Origin of the sequence: Phenylobacterium sp. SCN 70-31 (assembly GCF_001724605.1) — a bacterium.
Classification (GTDB): Bacteria; Pseudomonadota; Alphaproteobacteria; order Caulobacterales; family Caulobacteraceae; genus Phenylobacterium.
Genome location: NZ_MEEX01000005.1, coordinates 1 through 16227, shown reverse-complemented (window position 1 = coordinate 16227; position 16227 = coordinate 1). Strand labels below are relative to the sequence as shown.

At 68.9% G+C, this 16227-nt stretch carries 22 protein-coding genes; 15 read left to right on the top strand and 7 right to left on the bottom strand.

Annotated features, from left to right (window positions below; translation table 11 throughout):
• Positions 1 to 6: 6 nt before the first annotated feature.
• The 3 genes from folP (at position 7) to ABS78_RS04655 (ending at position 1509) form a co-directional block, all read left to right on the top strand.
• Positions 7 to 837 carry a dihydropteroate synthase gene (gene folP, locus ABS78_RS04665; RefSeq protein WP_293375530.1) on the top strand — a complete coding sequence of 277 codons (831 nt, stop codon included), beginning with the start codon at positions 7 to 9 and terminating at the stop codon, positions 835 to 837.
• 64 nt (positions 838 to 901) lie between these two features.
• On the top strand, positions 902 to 1180 hold the full coding sequence (locus tag ABS78_RS04660; RefSeq protein ID WP_293375528.1) for a type II toxin-antitoxin system Phd/YefM family antitoxin: 279 nt from the start codon (positions 902 to 904) through the stop codon (positions 1178 to 1180).
• The gene (locus tag ABS78_RS04655; protein WP_293375526.1) at positions 1177 to 1509 is read left to right on the top strand and encodes a type II toxin-antitoxin system RelE/ParE family toxin; all 333 of its coding nucleotides are present in this window, start codon (positions 1177 to 1179) and stop codon (positions 1507 to 1509) included. Before ABS78_RS04660 ends, ABS78_RS04655 begins: the two co-directional genes overlap by 4 nt.
• Positions 1510 to 1521: 12 nt before the next feature.
• Here the strand turns inward: ABS78_RS04655 and ABS78_RS04650 are convergent, their stop codons facing one another.
• Complete coding sequence (locus ABS78_RS04650; RefSeq protein ID WP_293375524.1) at positions 1522 to 2025, bottom strand: SRPBCC family protein; 504 nt, start codon at positions 2023 to 2025, stop codon at positions 1522 to 1524.
• Complete coding sequence (locus ABS78_RS04645) at positions 2022 to 2324, bottom strand: metalloregulator ArsR/SmtB family transcription factor (protein ID WP_293375522.1); 303 nt, start codon at positions 2322 to 2324, stop codon at positions 2022 to 2024. Before ABS78_RS04645 ends, ABS78_RS04650 begins: the two co-directional genes overlap by 4 nt.
• A gap of 74 nt (positions 2325 to 2398) precedes the next feature.
• On the opposite strand from ABS78_RS04645, the gene thiD reads away from it, so the two are divergent.
• From thiD to ABS78_RS04630, 3 genes are read left to right on the top strand one after another with little or no spacing between them, the layout of a single operon-like run.
• The gene (thiD, locus tag ABS78_RS04640) at positions 2399 to 3214 is read left to right on the top strand and encodes a bifunctional hydroxymethylpyrimidine kinase/phosphomethylpyrimidine kinase (protein WP_293375520.1); all 816 of its coding nucleotides are present in this window, start codon (positions 2399 to 2401) and stop codon (positions 3212 to 3214) included.
• A 47-nt stretch (positions 3215 to 3261) separates the two neighbouring features.
• Positions 3262 to 3780, top strand: coding sequence for a nucleotidyltransferase family protein (locus ABS78_RS04635; protein WP_293375788.1), 519 nt, complete (start codon positions 3262 to 3264; stop codon positions 3778 to 3780).
• Between the two features lie 27 nt (positions 3781 to 3807).
• Complete coding sequence (locus ABS78_RS04630) at positions 3808 to 4245, top strand: hypothetical protein (RefSeq protein WP_293375518.1); 438 nt, start codon at positions 3808 to 3810, stop codon at positions 4243 to 4245.
• 12 nt (positions 4246 to 4257) lie between these two features.
• On the opposite strand, the gene ABS78_RS04625 is transcribed toward ABS78_RS04630, so the two are convergent.
• Complete coding sequence (locus tag ABS78_RS04625) at positions 4258 to 4719, bottom strand: GNAT family N-acetyltransferase (RefSeq protein ID WP_293375516.1); 462 nt, start codon at positions 4717 to 4719, stop codon at positions 4258 to 4260.
• Positions 4720 to 4810: 91 nt separating this feature from the next.
• Between ABS78_RS04625 and ABS78_RS04620 the strand changes: the two genes are divergently transcribed.
• Positions 4811 to 5623: a PhzF family phenazine biosynthesis protein gene (locus tag ABS78_RS04620; RefSeq protein ID WP_293375514.1), complete on the top strand. Its 813-nt coding sequence runs from the start codon at positions 4811 to 4813 to the stop codon at positions 5621 to 5623.
• Between the two features lie 53 nt (positions 5624 to 5676).
• Here the strand turns inward: ABS78_RS04620 and ABS78_RS04615 are convergent, their stop codons facing one another.
• Together ABS78_RS04615 and ABS78_RS04610 are read right to left on the bottom strand one after the other, a co-directional pair.
• Entirely contained in the window at positions 5677 to 6063 is a 387-nt protein-coding gene (locus ABS78_RS04615; RefSeq protein ID WP_293375512.1) for a hypothetical protein, read from the bottom strand.
• 191 nt (positions 6064 to 6254) lie between these two features.
• Entirely contained in the window at positions 6255 to 8168 is a 1914-nt protein-coding gene (locus ABS78_RS04610) for an ATP-binding protein (protein ID WP_293375510.1), read from the bottom strand.
• A gap of 207 nt (positions 8169 to 8375) precedes the next feature.
• On the opposite strand from ABS78_RS04610, the gene ABS78_RS04605 reads away from it, so the two are divergent.
• The 3 genes from ABS78_RS04605 (at position 8376) to ABS78_RS04595 (ending at position 10235) form a co-directional block, all read left to right on the top strand.
• On the top strand, positions 8376 to 8711 hold the full coding sequence (locus ABS78_RS04605; protein ID WP_293375508.1) for a hypothetical protein: 336 nt from the start codon (positions 8376 to 8378) through the stop codon (positions 8709 to 8711).
• Between the two features lie 92 nt (positions 8712 to 8803).
• Positions 8804 to 9235, top strand: coding sequence for a hypothetical protein (locus tag ABS78_RS04600; protein ID WP_293375506.1), 432 nt, complete (start codon positions 8804 to 8806; stop codon positions 9233 to 9235).
• Positions 9236 to 9371: 136 nt separating this feature from the next.
• A complete protein-coding gene (locus tag ABS78_RS04595; RefSeq protein ID WP_293375504.1) occupies positions 9372 to 10235 on the top strand; it encodes a CoA ester lyase in 864 nt (287 codons plus the stop codon).
• 120 nt (positions 10236 to 10355) lie between these two features.
• On the opposite strand, the gene groL is transcribed toward ABS78_RS04595, so the two are convergent.
• Together groL and groES are read right to left on the bottom strand one after the other, a co-directional pair.
• Positions 10356 to 11999: a chaperonin GroEL gene (groL, locus tag ABS78_RS04590; protein WP_293375502.1), complete on the bottom strand. Its 1644-nt coding sequence runs from the start codon at positions 11997 to 11999 to the stop codon at positions 10356 to 10358.
• 68 nt (positions 12000 to 12067) lie between these two features.
• Entirely contained in the window at positions 12068 to 12355 is a 288-nt protein-coding gene (groES, locus tag ABS78_RS04585) for a co-chaperone GroES (RefSeq protein WP_293375500.1), read from the bottom strand.
• Between the two features lie 212 nt (positions 12356 to 12567).
• Here groES and ABS78_RS04580 point away from each other — a divergent pair, with 212 nt between their 5' ends.
• The 5 genes from ABS78_RS04580 to ABS78_RS04560 all read left to right on the top strand — a co-directional run.
• Positions 12568 to 13788, top strand: coding sequence for a cyclopropane-fatty-acyl-phospholipid synthase family protein (locus ABS78_RS04580; protein WP_293375498.1), 1221 nt, complete (start codon positions 12568 to 12570; stop codon positions 13786 to 13788).
• 253 nt (positions 13789 to 14041) lie between these two features.
• Positions 14042 to 14446: a hypothetical protein gene (locus ABS78_RS04575; RefSeq protein ID WP_293375496.1), complete on the top strand. Its 405-nt coding sequence runs from the start codon at positions 14042 to 14044 to the stop codon at positions 14444 to 14446.
• Positions 14447 to 14455: 9 nt separating this feature from the next.
• Positions 14456 to 14830, top strand: a complete 375-nt coding sequence (locus ABS78_RS04570) for a VOC family protein (protein ID WP_293375494.1) — start codon at positions 14456 to 14458, stop codon at positions 14828 to 14830.
• Positions 14831 to 14921: 91 nt separating this feature from the next.
• Complete coding sequence (locus tag ABS78_RS04565) at positions 14922 to 15329, top strand: hypothetical protein (RefSeq protein ID WP_293375492.1); 408 nt, start codon at positions 14922 to 14924, stop codon at positions 15327 to 15329.
• A gap of 128 nt (positions 15330 to 15457) precedes the next feature.
• Positions 15458 to 16227, top strand: a 770-nt coding sequence (locus ABS78_RS04560; RefSeq protein ID WP_293375489.1) for an acyl-CoA dehydrogenase family protein, incomplete at its 3' end; no start/stop codon positions are given.

Genomic DNA, 16227 nt, shown 5'->3' with positions numbered 1-16227 from the left:
GGCCCGATGAGTTTCCGACCCGACCGACCGCCGCCCCGCGTGATGGGGATCGTCAACGTGACGCCCGACAGCTTTTCGGACGGCGGCCGTTTCCTCGACTCCGATGTCGCCCTGGCCCATGCCCGCCGCCTCGTCGCGGAAGGCGCGCACATCCTGGACCTGGGTGCGGAATCCACGCGGCCGGGCGCCGATCCCGTCCCGGCCGGGGTGGAGATCGAGCGGCTGGTCCCGCTGATCCGCGCGATCCGGGCTGAGAGCGACGTCGCGATCTCGGTCGATACGATGAAGCCCGAGGTGGCGCGCGCGGCCGTCGCCGCCGGCGCCACGATCTGGAACGACGTCACCGCCCTGCGCCACGATCCGGCCAGCCTGGACACCGCCGCGGGCCTGGGCTGCGAGGTGGTGCTGATGCACATGCAGGGCGAGCCGCGGACCATGCAGGCCGAGCCGCGCTACGACGACGTGGTCGGCGAGGTGGCGGAGTTCCTGGCCGAGCGGGCCGAGGCGGCCGTCGCAGCGGGCGTGGCGCGCGAGCGCATCTGGCTGGACCCGGGCGTGGGCTTCGGCAAGCACATGACCCGCCACAACCTGCCCGTCCTGGCGCATCTGGACCGCATCGTGGCCTTGGGATTCCCCGTGCTGCTGGGCGCGAGCCGCAAGAGCTTCATCGGCGCCCTCGACGGCGGCGCCGCGCCCGACGCGCGCCTGGGCGGCTCCATCGCTGCGGCCCTGGCCGGCGCGGAGGCCGGCGTCGCCGCCGTCCGGGTCCACGACGTGGCCGAAACGGCCCAGGCGCTCAAGGTCTGGGCCGCGATCCGTCAGGCGGGCGGGGCGTAGACGACCGATTGCCTTCCGACGATCAGCGGACTAAATTCGGACTGAATTCAGTCGGGTTCGAGCCGTGCGATATTCCACCCAGGTCAAGCCGATCAGCTATCTGAAGGCCAATGCAGCCGAACTCCTGGCGCAGTTGGCTGAAGATCGCCGGCCGCTGGTCATCACCCAGAACGGCGAAGCCAAGGCCGTGCTCCAGGACGTGGCGAGCTTCGAGCAGCAGCAGGAAGCCCTGGCTCTGCTGAAGGTGCTCGCCCTGGGGTCGGCGCAGGTTGAGAGCGGCCGGACGAAGCCGGCGCGCGCCGTGGTCGAGACGCTCCGACGCCGCCTCGCGCCCGAAGAATGAGCGGCAGGTTCGACGTCCGGCTGACGGCCGCCGCCGAACAGGATCTTGCCGACATCGTCGAGTACGTCGCCGCCCATGGGTCCGAACGGGCTGCGGCCGCGCTTCTCGACGAGATCCTGGACTGTGTCTCCAAGCTTGAGACGCATCCGGCCCGCGGCGCGATCCCGAGCGAATTGGCTCCGCTGGGGATCACCGATTACCGGCAGGTGCGCCTCGGACGATATCGGTTGATCTATCGTCTGTATGACGCGGCGGTCGTGGTCATGGTCGTCGCCGACAGTCGAAGAGACATGCAGGCTCTGCTCGAACGCCGCCTGCTCGAAGACTGAGGCCGCGATCCGTCAGACGGGCGGGGCGTAGAGCGGGGCGATCCGCTTTTCGCGCGCGATCAGGGTGTCCCAGGGCGTGAAGACGCCGTCGCAGGCGTCCTCCACCGCCTCCAGGTGCGCGTGCCAGCCCGAGAGCACGCCCGACGACTCGTCGGCCGGCAGCTCGGAATGGGTGAGCGTGAGGCGGCAGCCGTCGCCGTCGGGCTCCAGGTCGAAGCGCACGCGCGACGCCTTGCTTCCGTCCAGTTCGGACCAGGTCCAGGCGATGGTGCGGGGCGGGTCCAGCACCTCGATCCGGGCCAGGCTGCGATAGTCGGCGCCGGTGAAATAGAGCTGGATCGTCCCGCCCGGCTCCAGCCGGTCGACTCTGGCCTCGGCGAACCAGTCGGAGATACGTTCGGGGACGGTCAGGGCCGCCCACACCTTCTCGACCGGCCGGGCGAAGCGGCGGCGGAAGATCAGCGTGACGGTCTCGCCCTGGCGGACGACCTCGCCGAGGTCGGGATCGACGTTCATTGCTCGCGCTCCAGATGATCTTCGAGGGCCGCCAGACGGCGGGTCCAGAAATGGCGGTAGGACGCAAGCCAGGCGTCCATCTCGGCGAGGCCGTCCGGCTCAAGGCTGTAGAGCCGCCGCTGGCCGTCGGCGCGCATCCGCACCAGGCCGGCCTCGCGCAGCAACTTCAGGTGCTTGGAGACGCCCGGCTGGCTGATCGCTAGCGCGTCCACCAGCTCGCCCGCCGGTCGTTCGCCGCCGCGCAGAAGATCCAGGATCCGGCGGCGATTGGGTTCGGCGAGGGCTTCGAACGGGCTCACCCGGTAATATTCTTATGTAGAAATATAACCGTCAAGATATATGATGCGCTGTCGGAAACGCGCTATCGGCGATCATGCCTTCCCCCTCGCCTTCGGCCCTCGGCCGCGTTCTCGTGATCGCAGGGTCCGATTCCGGCGGCGGTGCGGGGATTCAAGCCGACATCAAGACCGTGACCGCGCTGGGCGGCTACGCGGCCACCGCGATCACGGCGGTCACGGTGCAGAACACCCTGGGCGTCACCGGCGTGCATCCGATCCCGCTCGACGTGGTGGCGGCCCAGGCGCGGGCGGTCCTCTCCGACATCGGCGCCGACGCCATCAAGACCGGGATGCTGGGCGATGCGGCCGTCGTCGCCCTGGTCGCCGAGCTTCTGGACGAGGCGGCCGTCCCGGCCGTGGTCGATCCGGTCATGGTGGCCAAGGGCGGCGCCTCGCTGCTGGCCGCCGACGCGGTGGCGGCGGTGCGCGAGCGGCTGATCCCACGGGCCGCCCTGCTGACCCCCAATGCGCCCGAGGCCGAGGCGCTCACCGGCCTGCCCGTCGCCACCACCGACGATCTCCGGCGGGCGGGCGCGGCGCTGCTGGCGGCCGGCGCGCGCGCCGTCCTGATGAAGGGCGGCCATGTTCCCGGCGACCGGGTGGTCGATCTCCTGATGACGCCGGCCGGCGAAACCGCGTTCGAGGGCGAGCGGATCGACAGCCGCCACACCCACGGCACGGGCTGCACCCTGGCCTCGGCCTGCGCCGCCGGGCTGGCCCAGGGGCTCGACCTGACGTCGGCGGTCGCGCGGGCGTGGGACTACGTCCACAACGCCATGCTCTGCGCGCCCGGCCTGGGCGCCGGTCACGGCCCGCTGGACCACGCCTGGCCGCTGCGGGGGCGCGCGTGAAGCACGCCGCCGAGCTGGAGACGATCCTGCGGCGCTCGGCCCCGCTGATGGCGGTGATGCGGACGATCCGCAGCCTCGACCCGCCCGATTGGCTGATCTTCTCGGGCGCGATCTACCAGCGGGTGCTGAACCACCTGGGCGGCCGCGATCCCGACTACGGGATCAAGGACTACGACGTCGGTTACTTTGACGCCTCCGACATCTCCTACGAAGCCGAGGATGTGGTGATCCGGCGCGTCGCCGCCGCGTTCGAACCGCCGCTCCGAGACCTCGTGGAGGTGCGCAACCAGGCCCGCGTCCACGTCTGGTTCGAAGACAAGTTCGGTCTGCCCTACGAACCGCTCACCTGCACGGCCGAGGCCCTCACCCGCTTCGTAAGCCCCTTGCACGCCGTGGGCGTTCGCCTGGAGCCCGACGACACGATGACGGTGGTGGCGCCGTTCGGCCTCGACGACCTGTTCGCCCGCGTGCTGAGGCCGACGCCCGGGCGGGGCGCGAAGAACTTCCCCCGCATCGCCGCCTCGGCCAAGGCACGCTGGCCGGAATTGACGATCGCAGAGGCCTGATTTCCTATCGTCGGCATGAGCGCGCGAATGGCCTCGCTGCTGGCTTTGATATCGGCGGGGTGCGCAAGCCTTCCTCCCGCACCAGACGGCCTCGCTGTTGTCTCCATCATCGACTTGAGCGCGCATCCGGATCGCTGGGACGGCCAGCGTGTTCAAGTGACGGGACTGGTCGTCGCAGAGTTCGAGAACCTGGGGCTCTACTCGAGTTGGCGCGACTACTGCTCCTCGCAGTCACGCGCGCATGCGATCCATGTCGACTGGGACAAGCAATCGGAGTTTCATTCATCGCGTCAACGGCGAATGGCGACCCTCCGAGGAACCTTTCGGAACCTGGTGGGCGTGCGGCGAGCAGGTGTTGAAGGGGCCGAGATAACCATCTCGACCGGTGCGCCTGGCCCTGGTCCCTTGGAGGACGTCGAGATGATCCAGTGGCACGGCCCTCAGCTACCACGTTGTGGGCTGTGAGCCTCGAACGCCTTATCTTCGGTACACGTCGCGGTCGTGGATCTCCATCCAGCGGTCGGCGCCGGTCAGGTCGGTGAAGCCGAACTGGCGATAGAGGCCATGGGCGTCGCGGGTGGCCAGGTGCAGCCGACGGAAGCCTTGCAGGTCGGGATGGGCCTTCAGGTAGCGCACTAGCCGCTTGCCATGGCCGGCGCCCCGGTGCGCGGCGTCCACGAAGACGTCGCAGACCCAGCCGAAGGTCGCGCGGTCGGTCACCACCCGCGCCATGGCCGCCATCTCTCCGTCGGCGGCGTACAGGCCGACGGTCAGGCTGCCTGCGCAGGCGCGCGCGAAGGTGTCGAACGGGATGCCCTCGGCCCAATAGCTTTCGGTCGCGATCCAGCGGTGGGCGCGAGGCAAGTCGAAGCGGGAAGGGTCGTCGCTGATCACGAAGCCATCGCCGGTGATTTCGAAGGGGGTGATCTCGCAAGCCAAGGCGCGCTCCAATGTCCGCAGGCGGGGAAGTGGCCATTGCCGTGCGGCGGGCCAGGCCGCAAGGACCCGGTCGGCAACAGGGAGCCTTCCGATGCGCCAGTGGACCGTGGACGCCTTCGCCGCCGCGCCGTTTCGCGGCAACCCGGCCTGTGTCGTCGAGCCGTTCGACGCCTGGCCCGACGACGCCTGGATGCAGGCGCTGGCGGCCGAGAACAACCAGGCCGAGACCGCCTTCCTGCTGCGGACGCCGGATCCCGCGCGCTTCGGCCTGCGCTGGTTCACGCCGGCGCTGGAGGTCCCGCTCTGCGGGCACGCAACGCTGGCCTCGGCGCACGTCCTGTTCGCCGAACTGGGCGCGACGGCGGGAACGCTGACGTTCGACACGCGCTCGGGCGCGCTCACGGTCGCCCGCGCCGAGGTCGGCTACGAGATGGACTTCCCGGCCCAGCCGCCCGTGCGCACGGCGGTTCCAGAGGGATTGGCCGAGGCTCTGGGCGCCGAGCCCGTCGAAGTGTGGGTGTCGAGCTATCTGGTGGCGGTTCTGTCCGACGATGCGGCGGTGCGGGGGCTCGCGCCGGATCTCGCCGCGCTGAACCGCATCGCCGGCGAGGCCACGGGCGGGCGGGGCAACGTCGGCGTGGCCGCGCTGGCGGACGCCGGCGCCCCCTACGACGTGGTCGATCGCTTCTTCGCGCCGGGGTCGGGCATCCCCGAGGACCCCACGACCGGCTCCCTGCATTGCATCCTGACGCCTCTGTTCGCCGGCAAGCTCGGCCGGCCGGTGTTGCGGTTCCATCAGGCCTTCCCGGGGCGCGGCGGAGATCTCGTCTGCGCCCACCGCGGCGCGCGGGTGATGCTGGCGGGAAACGCCGTCACCGTGATCGAGAGCCGCCTGCGGCTCTGACGCAAAGACGCCCCCGGAGCGGAACTCCGGGGGCGTCGGCGGCAGGGGTCGTCCTAGCGGCGGTGGCCGTAGCCGTAGCCGTAGCGATGGGCGCTGTTGTCCAGGCGGCTCACCAGGCGCCGCTCGGCCCAGTCGAGGCGACGGTTGAGTTCGGCCCGCTCCCGGGCGTTCAGGCCGCCCGAACGATAGCTGGCCTCGAGCCGGGCGATGGAGCGCATGTCGTTGCGCAGCTCGTTCGCCTGGCGCCGGTTCAGGTCGCCGCGGCGGGCGGCCGCCTCGATGATGCGCTCGAGTTCGCGCTGGCGCTGGTTCACGTTCGCCTGCGAATCCCAGCGCTGGGTTTCATAACGCGCGGGACCGTGGCCGTAGGGCTGGGCCATCGCGGGGACCGCGGCCGTCACGGCGGCGGCTGCGGCCAGGGTGGCGATCAGGGTCTTCATGTCCGGTCCTCCAGGTCCGTGTCGGCCCCCAGGAATTGGGATCGGCCGTCGATGGGACTGAAGAGACCACGCCGCGCCTGACCAGTGTCTGAGCCGGCCGTTGGGCGAGGTTCAGCTTGGTGAAGCGCCTGTCAGGGAGCGCCCGGTCAGGCCGCGCCCCATCAGGCCGCGCCCCATCAGGCCGCGCCCCGTCAGGCCGCGGACGTCGCCTGGGCTGCGGGCGAGACGCCGTCCGTGGCCGCGGCGTTCAGGACGCTGGAGATGGCGTCGTACAGCTTGGCGATCTCGATGGGCTTGGCCACGTGGGCGTCCATGCCGACCGCCAGATACTCCTCGACCTGGTGGGTGAGGGCGTTTGCGGTCAGGGCGACGATCGGGGTGCGGCGGCGGCCGATGGCCTTCTCGGTGTCGCGGATGGTGGCCGCGGCGGTGATCCCGTCCATCACCGGCATCTGGATGTCCATCAGGATCAGGTCGTAGGTCCCGGTCCGCCAGGCGTCGACCGCTTCCTTGCCGTTGGGCACGATGTGGACGTCGATCCCCAGCGAGCCCAGGACGGCGGCGAGCACCTGCTGGTTGGTGGCGTTGTCCTCGGCGGCCAGCAGGCGCAGGTCGCCGTCGTCGTTGGCCTGGGGCGTCTCGGCGGCCGGCAGCGAGGTGGGCTTGCCCCGCGTCAGCGGCAGTTCGACGGTGAAGGTCGAGCCGACGCCTTCCTGGCTCTCCACATTGATCGCGCCGCCCATCATCTGGGTCAGCTCGCGGCAGATGGCGAGGCCCAGCCCGGTGCCGCCGAAGCGACGGGTGGCGGAGTTGTCGGCCTGGGTGAACTTCTCGAACAGGGTCGGCAGCTTCTCGGGCGCGATGCCGACGCCCGTGTCGCGCACCACGATCCGCAGGGCGCCCGAGGGCGAGAGGTCGACCCGCGCGCCCACCGAGCCCTGGGGCGTGAACTTGACGCCGTTGGACAGCAGGTTGCCGACGATCTGGCGCAGGCGGTCGGCGTCGCCGCGCCACCAGCCCCTGGCCTCCTCGGCCACCTCGACCGAGAAGCCCAGGCTCTTCGAGCGCGCCATGATCTCGAAGTTCTCGCGCGCCTGCTCGATCGCGGCCTCGACGTCGAAATCCTCCTCGAACAGCGTGAGCTTTCCGGCTTCGATCTTCGACAGGTCGAGGACGTCGTTGAGCACCGCCAGCAGCAGCCCGCCCGAACGGCGGATGACGTCCAGGCGATCGCGCTGCACCTGGTCGAGCTGGCCCAGAGCCATCACCTCGGCCATCGCCAGCACCCCGTTCAGCGGCGTGCGGATCTCGTGGCTCATGTTGGCCAGGAACTGGGTCTTGAGCACGTTGGCGGCGTTGGCGGCGTCGCGCGCGAGTTCGAGTTCGCGCATGGCGCGGCGCAGGTCGTCCTCGCGCTCGGCCAGCTTGGCCAGCAGGTGGTTGAAGCTTTCGGTCAGGCTCTTGAACAGCTCGTCCGAGGCGGTGACCTCCACGGGCCGGAAGCTGCCGGTGGCCGCCACCTCGCCCATGGCCTGCGACAGGATCTGGACCGGTCGGATCACCCGATGCGCCAGGCTGCGGGCCAGGAAGAGGGCCACGCCCACGCCGCCGAACAGCAGGACGAAGGTCAGGGCGATGAACTGCGGGAGCAGCGGCGCCAGGGACGGCTGCTCGAAGGTCATGCTGAACTGCGCCACCGTGCGGTCGTCGACCGTCACGGGCCGCACGATGGTCTCGGTCTCGGCGTCGCCGGCCTCCCGGACCTGGAAATCGGCCAGCACCTTGCCCGACGTGTCGGTCACACGCGCCGCCACGACATCGCGGCTGGTCTTGAGGGCGTCGATGGAACGGGACAGCTCGATGCGGCCGGGCGCGGCCACGCTGGGCGTCGCCATTTCGGCGGCGATGGCGGCCAGGTCTTCGTGGAAGCGGTGCGACTGGGTGCGCGCGACCGCCCACTGCTGCAACATGAAGGTCAGGCAGGCCGCCAGCAGGACGACCACCGTGGTGATGAGGCCCACGCCGGCCACCCGGGCATGGAACGTCGCCGTCGGCGCGGAGCCGGTCGGCGCCTCGTCCTCGGCGATTTGCCCTGCATCACCCATGGCGCCGGTTTAAGGGCGATAGTCCTAACGCTTCGCTTCTGAAGGATCACTCCGCTCGGGCGCAACACAGAAAAAACTGTGCTCTGGGCGCCACGATACAACTGCTGGCGGAAGAAAATATGGTTAACAACTCATGAATCTGTTGCGTGTGCGCTAACCGTATCTTTACCTTAACGGGTGTCGGGTAACTCAAGGGGTGTATCCACAATGGATAAGGTGTTCGTGGCCAAGCGTGTGGCCAAGAAGCTGTTCGAGACCGAAGCCGCTGTTGACGGCGCTCTGGTCGAAGCGGCGGAACTGATGGGCGAAATGCTCAAGGCTCGGAAGGACGTCAGCACCTCGCTGGTGTTCGCCGACGACGTGCAGGTGAAGATGATGGAGGCCATGAAGGCCCTCAGCGAAGCGCGTACGGCCATGGTCGCCGTGCACACCGAGCTGAACGATGCGAAGCTTCGCCTCGGCATCCGCACGAAGATGGGCCTGGAAGACAAGCCCGCGATCTCCGCGGCCACCGATTCGACCGCCATGCGGGACGTCGGCTGAGCCGAGAGACGGCTGCTCGGCCGGTAAACGGCCGATCATTGCAATAGATTAACTGGTTAGGCGCCTCTATTTCGCAATAGGGGCGCTTAATCATGCCGACCTCACCTCTCGTTCAGATGTTGCTGGCCCTCGTGGTGGCCGGCTGTGCGTTCGGCCTGTGGAAGGGCGGGCGGCCCGAACGCCTGGGCGCTGGCATCATCCTGCTCAATTCGGCGTTGACCCTGATCGGGGGCAACCTCCTGGCCTCCGGCTCCAGCTACATCTTCGGCCTGGTCCTGGACGGTGCGACCGCCGTGGGCTTCCTGGCGATGACGCTGATGTTCGGCCGCATGTGGCTGGGCGCGGCCATGCTGATCTATGCCGCCCAGTTCGCGCTGCGATCCTACTACCTGGTGATGGACCGCAAGCCGGACCTGCTGCACGCCATGATCAACAACGCCAACTTCATGGCGATCATCCTCTGCATCGTGATCGGCACCGCGGCGGCGTGGCGCGCCCGTGTCCGCAGGCGCAAGGCCGGCTGACGCACCCGGGTCGCCCGGCAGGGCTAGCTGCCGGAGTCTCGAATCCGCTAGGGAAGCGATCGCCGGACTCCGCTCGGTTCCGGCCGCCACGCCATCACGGCGCCCGGTCGCCGGGCTCCAGCGAGGAGATTCCGAAATGTCCGCCCCGCGGCCTCGCCGAAGCGCCCTCTACATGCCTGCGGCCAACGCCCGCGCCATCGAGAAGGCGCGCAGTCTCGACTGCGACGTCGTCATCCTGGACCTGGAGGACGCCGTGGCTCCTGAGGCCAAGGCCGACGCGCGCCGACAGGCGACCGAGGCGGTGCGGACCGGCGGTTTCGGCCGGCGCGAGGTGGTGATACGGGTCAACGGCCTGGACACGCCCTGGGGCGCCGACGATCTCGCAGCCGCCGCAGCCGCGCGGCCCGACGCCATCCTCGCGCCCAAGGTCTCGTCGGCCGACGACGTGGCGGCCTATGCGTCGGCGATCGGCGATCGTCCGCTGTGGGCCATGATCGAGACCTGTAGCGCCCTGTTCCGCCTGGACGCCATCGCCGCGACCGCCCGCGCCCTGCCCCTCGCGGCCTGGGTGATCGGGACGAACGACCTGGCCAAGGAAATGCGCTGCCGCCTGGACGCCGAGCGCCGCCCGCTTCTGGCGGCGCTGTCGCTGGCCGTGGCGGCGGCCAGGGCCGAGGGGCTGGTGATCCTGGACGGCGTCTACAATGCGCTGGAGGACGACGACGGGCTCGGGCGGCAGTGCCGTCAGGGCGTCGAGTTCGGGTTCGACGGCAAGACCCTGATCCATCCCCGCCAGATCCCGGTGGCCAATGCGGCGTTCGCGCCGACCGACGACGAGGTGCTGTGGGCCCGGACCGTCGTCGAGGCCTTCGCGCAGCCGGAGAACGCCGGCAAGGGCGTGCTGCGCGTGGAGGGCCAGATGGTCGAGCGGCTGCACCTGGAGGCGGCCCGCCGCGCCCTGGCCATCGCGGACGCCGTCGCGGACGCCGTCGGGGCCTGAGCGCCGCCGCAGTCCGCCGGCGATCCTGCAGGCCCTGGCCGACGCGAACTGATTGGCACGAAAAAGGGCGGAGCCTTGCGGCCCCGCCCTCGTCCTTCGATACCGTGTCGGGCGTCGGACTTAGAAGTCCATGTCGCCCATGCCGCCGGGCATGCCGCCCGGAGGTCCGCCGGCGCCGCCCTTCTTGGGCGCTTCGACGATCGCGGCTTCCGTCGTGATCAGCAGGCCGGCCACCGAGGCGGCGTCCTGCAGGGCCGTACGGACGACCTTCGCCGGGTCGATGACGCCGGCCTTCACCAGGTCGACGTATTCTTCCGTCTGGGCGTTGAAGCCGAAGGTGGCGGCGCCGTTCTCCAGCACCTTGCCGACCACGATCGAGCCTTCCACGCCGGCGTTCTCGGCGATCTGGCGGATCGGAGCCTGGAGCGCGCGGCGCACGATGGCGACGCCGGCTTCCTGGTCGTCGTTGTCGCCCTTGAAGCCGTCGAGAACCTTCGAGGCCTTCAGCAGGGCGACGCCGCCGCCGGGGACGATGCCTTCTTCCACCGCGGCGCGGGTGGCGTTCAGGGCGTCGTCGACGCGGTCCTTCTTCTCCTTCACCTCGACTTCGGTGGCGCCGCCGACGCGGATCACCGCGACGCCGCCGGCCAGCTTCGCGAGACGCTCCTGCAGCTTCTCACGGTCGTAGTCCGAGGTGGTGTCCTCGATCTGCTTCTTGATCTGGGAGATGCGGCCTTCGATGTCGGCCTTGTCGCCCGTGCCGTCGACGATCGTGGTGTTGTCCTTGTCGATCGTGACCTTCTTGGCCTTGCCCAGCATGTCGAGAGCGACGTTCTCGAGCTTGATGCCCAGGTCTTCCGAGATCAGCTGACCGCCGGTCAGGATCGCGATATCCTCGAGCATGGCCTTGCGGCGGTCGCCGAAGCCCGGAGCCTTCACCGCCGCGACGCGCAGGCCGCCGCGCAGCTTGTTGACCACCAGGGTCGCCAGCGCCTCGCCTTCCACGTCTTCCGCGATGATGAGCAGCGGACGGCCCGACTGGACCACGGCTTCCAGCACCGGCAGCAGCGGCTGCAGCGTGGAGAGCTTCTTTTCGAAGAGCAGGATCAGCGGCTCTTCCAGCTCGGCCTGCATCTTGTCAGGGTTGGTGATGAAGTAGGGCGACAGGTAGCCGCGGTCGAACTGCATGCCTTCGACGACGTCGAGTTCGGTCTCGGCGGTCTTGGCTTCCTCGACGGTGATGACACCCTCGTTGCCGACCTTTTCCATGGCCTTGGCGATCATCTCGCCGACTTCCACGTCACCGTTGGCCGAGATGGTGCCGACCTGGGCGATCTCGCTGTTGGCCGAGACCTTCTTGGCGTTGGTCTTGATCTCTTCGATGACCTTGGCGACCGCCTTGTCGACGCCGCGCTTCAGGTCCATCGGATTCATGCCGGCCGCGACCGACTTCAGGCCTTCGACCACGATGGCCTGGGCCAGGACCGTGGCGGTGGTGGTGCCGTCGCCGGCCTTGTCGTTGGTCTTGGAGGCGACTTCACGGATGAGCTGGGCGCCCAGGTTCTCGAACTTGTCCGACAGTTCGATTTCCTTCGCGACCGAAACGCCGTCCTTGGTCGAGCGCGGCGCGCCGAACGACTTCTCGATGACGACGTTGCGGCCCTTGGGGCCGAGGGTCACCTTCACCGCGTTGGCGAGGGTGTTGACGCCGCGCAGCATGCGGTCGCGCGCGTCGGAAGCGAAATAGACGTCTTTGGCAGCCATGGCTGGTTCTCTTTCCTAGAATTTCGGGAGGAGGCGGGGGCCGAGCGGCCCCTCCGGGTGCGGCTCGCTTAGGAGACGACGCCCAGGATGTCGCTTTCCTTCATGATCAGCAGGTCCTGGCCGTCGAGCTTCACCTCGGTGCCCGACCATTTGCCGAACAGGATGCGGTCGCCGGCCTTCACGTCGAGGGCGATGTAGTCGCCGTCGTCGTCACGGTTGCCGGGGCCCACGGCGATCACTTCGCCTTCCTGCGGCTTTTCCTTCGCGGTGTCGGGGATGATGATCCCGCCCTTGGTCTTCTCTTCTTCCTCGACGCGCTTGACGAGGACGCGATCTCCCAGGGGACGAAACGCCATATTTGTTCTCTCTCTTTTCCGTTCGAGACGGTCGAATTTGCGGTGACGCGGCTCCGTGAGGGGCGCTGTTAGCAGTCCGGCTTCACGAGTGCCAACGTCGGCTCGCGAGTTAGGAACAGCGCGTTTTGGAGTCAAGCCCGGGGGCGACAAATGCGCGGTTGGAAAATGCGCGCATCAACCTAGTCTCTGGCGCCTGACATGGGAGGGTAGGCGTGGGGCTGCAAGACGTTCTCCGGAACCTCGTCCGCGAGGGCGACCTGACGATCAAGCTGCCTGGCGGGTCCGAACTCCGGCTGGGGAACGGCGCGGGTCCGCCGCTGGTGGCGCGGATCACCAGCGCGAGCTGGGCGGCGCGGATCGCGGCCAAGCCCGGCCTGGGCGTGGGCGAGGCCTACATGGACGGCGGCCTCGTCCTGGAGCAGGGCGACATCGACGACTTCATCGACCTCATCGGGGCCAACGCCAAGAACAAGCCCCGGTCCCGCGGCCTCTTGAGCCGGGTCCGGCGGTGGATGAAGCGCACCGTGCGCGAGGCCAACGACCGCGCTGCGGCCCACCGCAACGTGGCGCACCACTACGACCTCTCCTACGACCTCTACCGGCGGTTCCTCGACGAGGACATGCAGTACTCGTGCGCCTACTTCGAGCGGCCCGACATGACGCTGGAGGAGGCCCAGGTGGCCAAGAAGCGTCACATCGCCGCCAAGCTGTGCGTCGAGCCCGGCATGAGCGTCGTCGAGATCGGCTGCGGCTGGGGCGGCATGGCGCTGCAACTGGTCGAGGAGGCCGGCGCCGAGGTCGACGCCATCACGCTCTCCATCGAACAGCTCAAGATCGCCCAGGCCCGCGCCGAAGCGAAGGGCCTGGCGCACAAGGCGCGGTTCTCGCTCACCGACTACCGCGACCTGAAGGGGACCTACGACCGCGTCCTGTCGGTGGCCATGTTCGAGGCTGTGGGCCGGCCGAACTATCAGGAATACTTCGACGGCGTGGCCCGGCTGATGAAGGACGACGGGGTCGGCCTGGTCCATTCCATCGGGCGGCCCGAGACCGGCGTCACCAACGCCTGGATCGACAAGTACATCTTCCCTGGCGGTTATTCCCCGGCGCTGTCGGAAGTGCTTCCGGCCATCGAGCGCGCGGGGCTGATCGTCACCGATGTCGAGATCCTGCGCCTGCACTACGCCGAGACGATCCGTCACTGGCGCGAGCGCTTCCGCAAGGTGCGGCCCGAAATCGCAGAGCTGTACGACGAGCGGTTCTGCCGGATGTGGGAGTTCTACCTGGGGATCGCCGAGCAGAGCTTCCGGGCGCGGCGGCAGTTCATCTTCCAGATCCAGCTCGCCAAGCGCGTGGACGCCGTTCCCATCACCCGCGACTATATCGGCGAAGCCGAACGCGCCTTCGCCAAGGCCAGGCCGAAGGCCGCCTGACCGGTTCCGAAGCGCCTTTCGAACCCCGAAGGGCAAGAAAGGGCGAATCATCCCCGAGCTTCCGCGCGAGCGGACGCTCTTTCAGTGGTTCCTTCGGATCCGAGAGGCGCCGGTTCGCGACCTTTCGTGCTCTTCGGGGTTGATGTGCCGAAGGCGGCCGATGCCGGCGGCCGTGGAAAGGGCTGGAGGCGCCCTGAAACCGCCGCTAGGCTCGTGCACCACCTGAGGAAACGTCCCACTGGAGAGCCTGAACATGCGCCGCGCGATCGCGCTTGCCGCCGCCCTGTCCATCCTGGCCGGCTCGGCCGCCGCCGAGACCTGGACCAAGTTCCACACGATGGAGAACGGGGCCGACATCTCCTACGACAGCGACTACACCTACAAGGACAGCCAGACGGGCCGCCTCATCGTCATGCAGGCGCTCTCCAAGGGGACCCTCGGCCCCTCGGCGCCCGGCAAGGCCGACAGCGTGGGCAGCGTCATCGCCCTCGACTGCGCGAAGAAGAACATCATCTCCCTGGCAAACTACCGCCCGAACCAGCCGCTGGACATCAAGGCCAACTGGCGTTCGGACACGCCCAAGAAGGCCGAAGGCGCGGACAACACCGCCCTGATCGCCTCGGTCTGTCCTCACGCCGAGCATGCGCCGGTCAAATAGGGGCCGTCGATGACGGCGGCGAACCTCGACCATGTGACCCTCAAGGTTGGGGACTACGGCCGGGCCGAGGCGTTCTACGACGCCGCCCTTGGACCTCTGGGCCTGACCCGTCTCTTCGGCGATGGCGAGACCTTCGCCGGCTATGGCGCGGGGAGGCCGTTCTTCTGGATCGGGTCCGACGGCCGTGCAGGCTACGCGCACGTCGCCTTCGCGACGGCCGAGCGTGCGACGGTCGAGGCCTTCCACGCGGCGGCGCTGGCGGCGGGCGGGCGCGACAACGGCGCGCCGGGTCTGCGGCCCCACTACCACCCGACCTACTACGGCGCCTTCGTGCTGGACCCCGACGGCAACAACATCGAGGCCGTCTGCCACGCGCCGGCGTGACGCTACCTCCGAGGTAATCGACCCGCCGTGCAGGCCGCGCGACCCTGAAGCCACCGACCCGTCCGGGTCTAACCCTTCAGGGAGCCGCCTCATGACTGATGTCCGTTCCACCTTCCTCCGCGCCGTGATCGCCGCAGACGCCGCCGCCTGCGGCGCGGGCGGGGCGGGCCTGGCCTTCGCGGCGCCGGTGCTGGCCGGCCCGCTGGGCCTTTCTCCGGCCTTCACGCAGCCTGTCGGCCTGTTCCTGTTGGGCTATGCGGCGCTCCTCGCCGTCATGGCCGCGCGCCCCGCCCTCCCGCGCAAGGCCGTCTGGGGCCTCGTGGCGTTCAACCTGGTGTGGGCCGTCGAGAGCGTGGGGGTGATCGTCCTGGGCTGGGTGGAGCCGACGGCGCTCGGCGTCGTGCTGATCGTGGGCCAGGCGGCGGCCGCGGCGGTCGTGGCCGATCTGCAGTACCTGATCCTGCGCCGGGCGCGCCGCGCCGCGCTCGCGACGGTCTGACGGGTCGCGTCCGGTCCGGTGGGCGCAAGCTTCGCCGGACCGGAGCCGCGGTTCATAAAACAGTTGTTTGAAATTGCCGGAAAGTGCGCCAAAACTCCCGCAAGAGCCATTTGCAGGGAGCGACCAGCATGACAACGACCGCAGACCGGGCCACCGAGGCCCGTTCGAGCTTCGGCCTCAGCCCGCAGGACGAGCTGAACGACCTGCGGATGTCCGACAAGGCGCTGCCGCTCTACAACGCCGTCAAGACGTTCATCAAAGAGGTCGCCGAGCCGGCGTCCGAGGAATGGCATCGTCTCGGCGAGGGCCGTCCCGACCCGTGGCAATATGCGCCCGGCCAGCTCGAAGTGCTGGAAGCCGCCAAGGACAAGGCCAAGGCTGCGGGCCTCTGGAACTTCTTCCTTCCGAACGCCGAGACCGGCGAGGGCCTGTCGAACCTCGACTACGCCTACATCGCCGTCGAGCTGGGCAAGGTGCGCCTCGCTTCCGAGATCATGAACTGCGCCGCGCCCGACACCGGCAACATGGAAGTTCTGGAGCGCGTGGGCACGCCCGAGCAGAAGAAGCAGTGGCTCGAACCGCTTCTGGAAGGGAAGATCCGGTCGGCCTACTGCATGACCGAGCTGAACACGGCTTCGTCCGACGCCAAGAACATCGACACCCGCGCCGTCCGCGTCGGTGACGAATACATCATCAACGGCGAGAAGCACTACATCTCGGGCGCGGGCAGCCCGCGCTGCAAGGTGATGATCTGCATGGTGAAGACGGGCGAGGAAAACGCCCCGCCGCACCTGCAGCAGTCGCAGATCCTGGTGCCGCTGCCGACCGAGGGCGTCGAGATCGTCCAGGGCCAGCAGGTGTTCGGCGATCCCGACGCGCCGCACGGCCACATGCACAT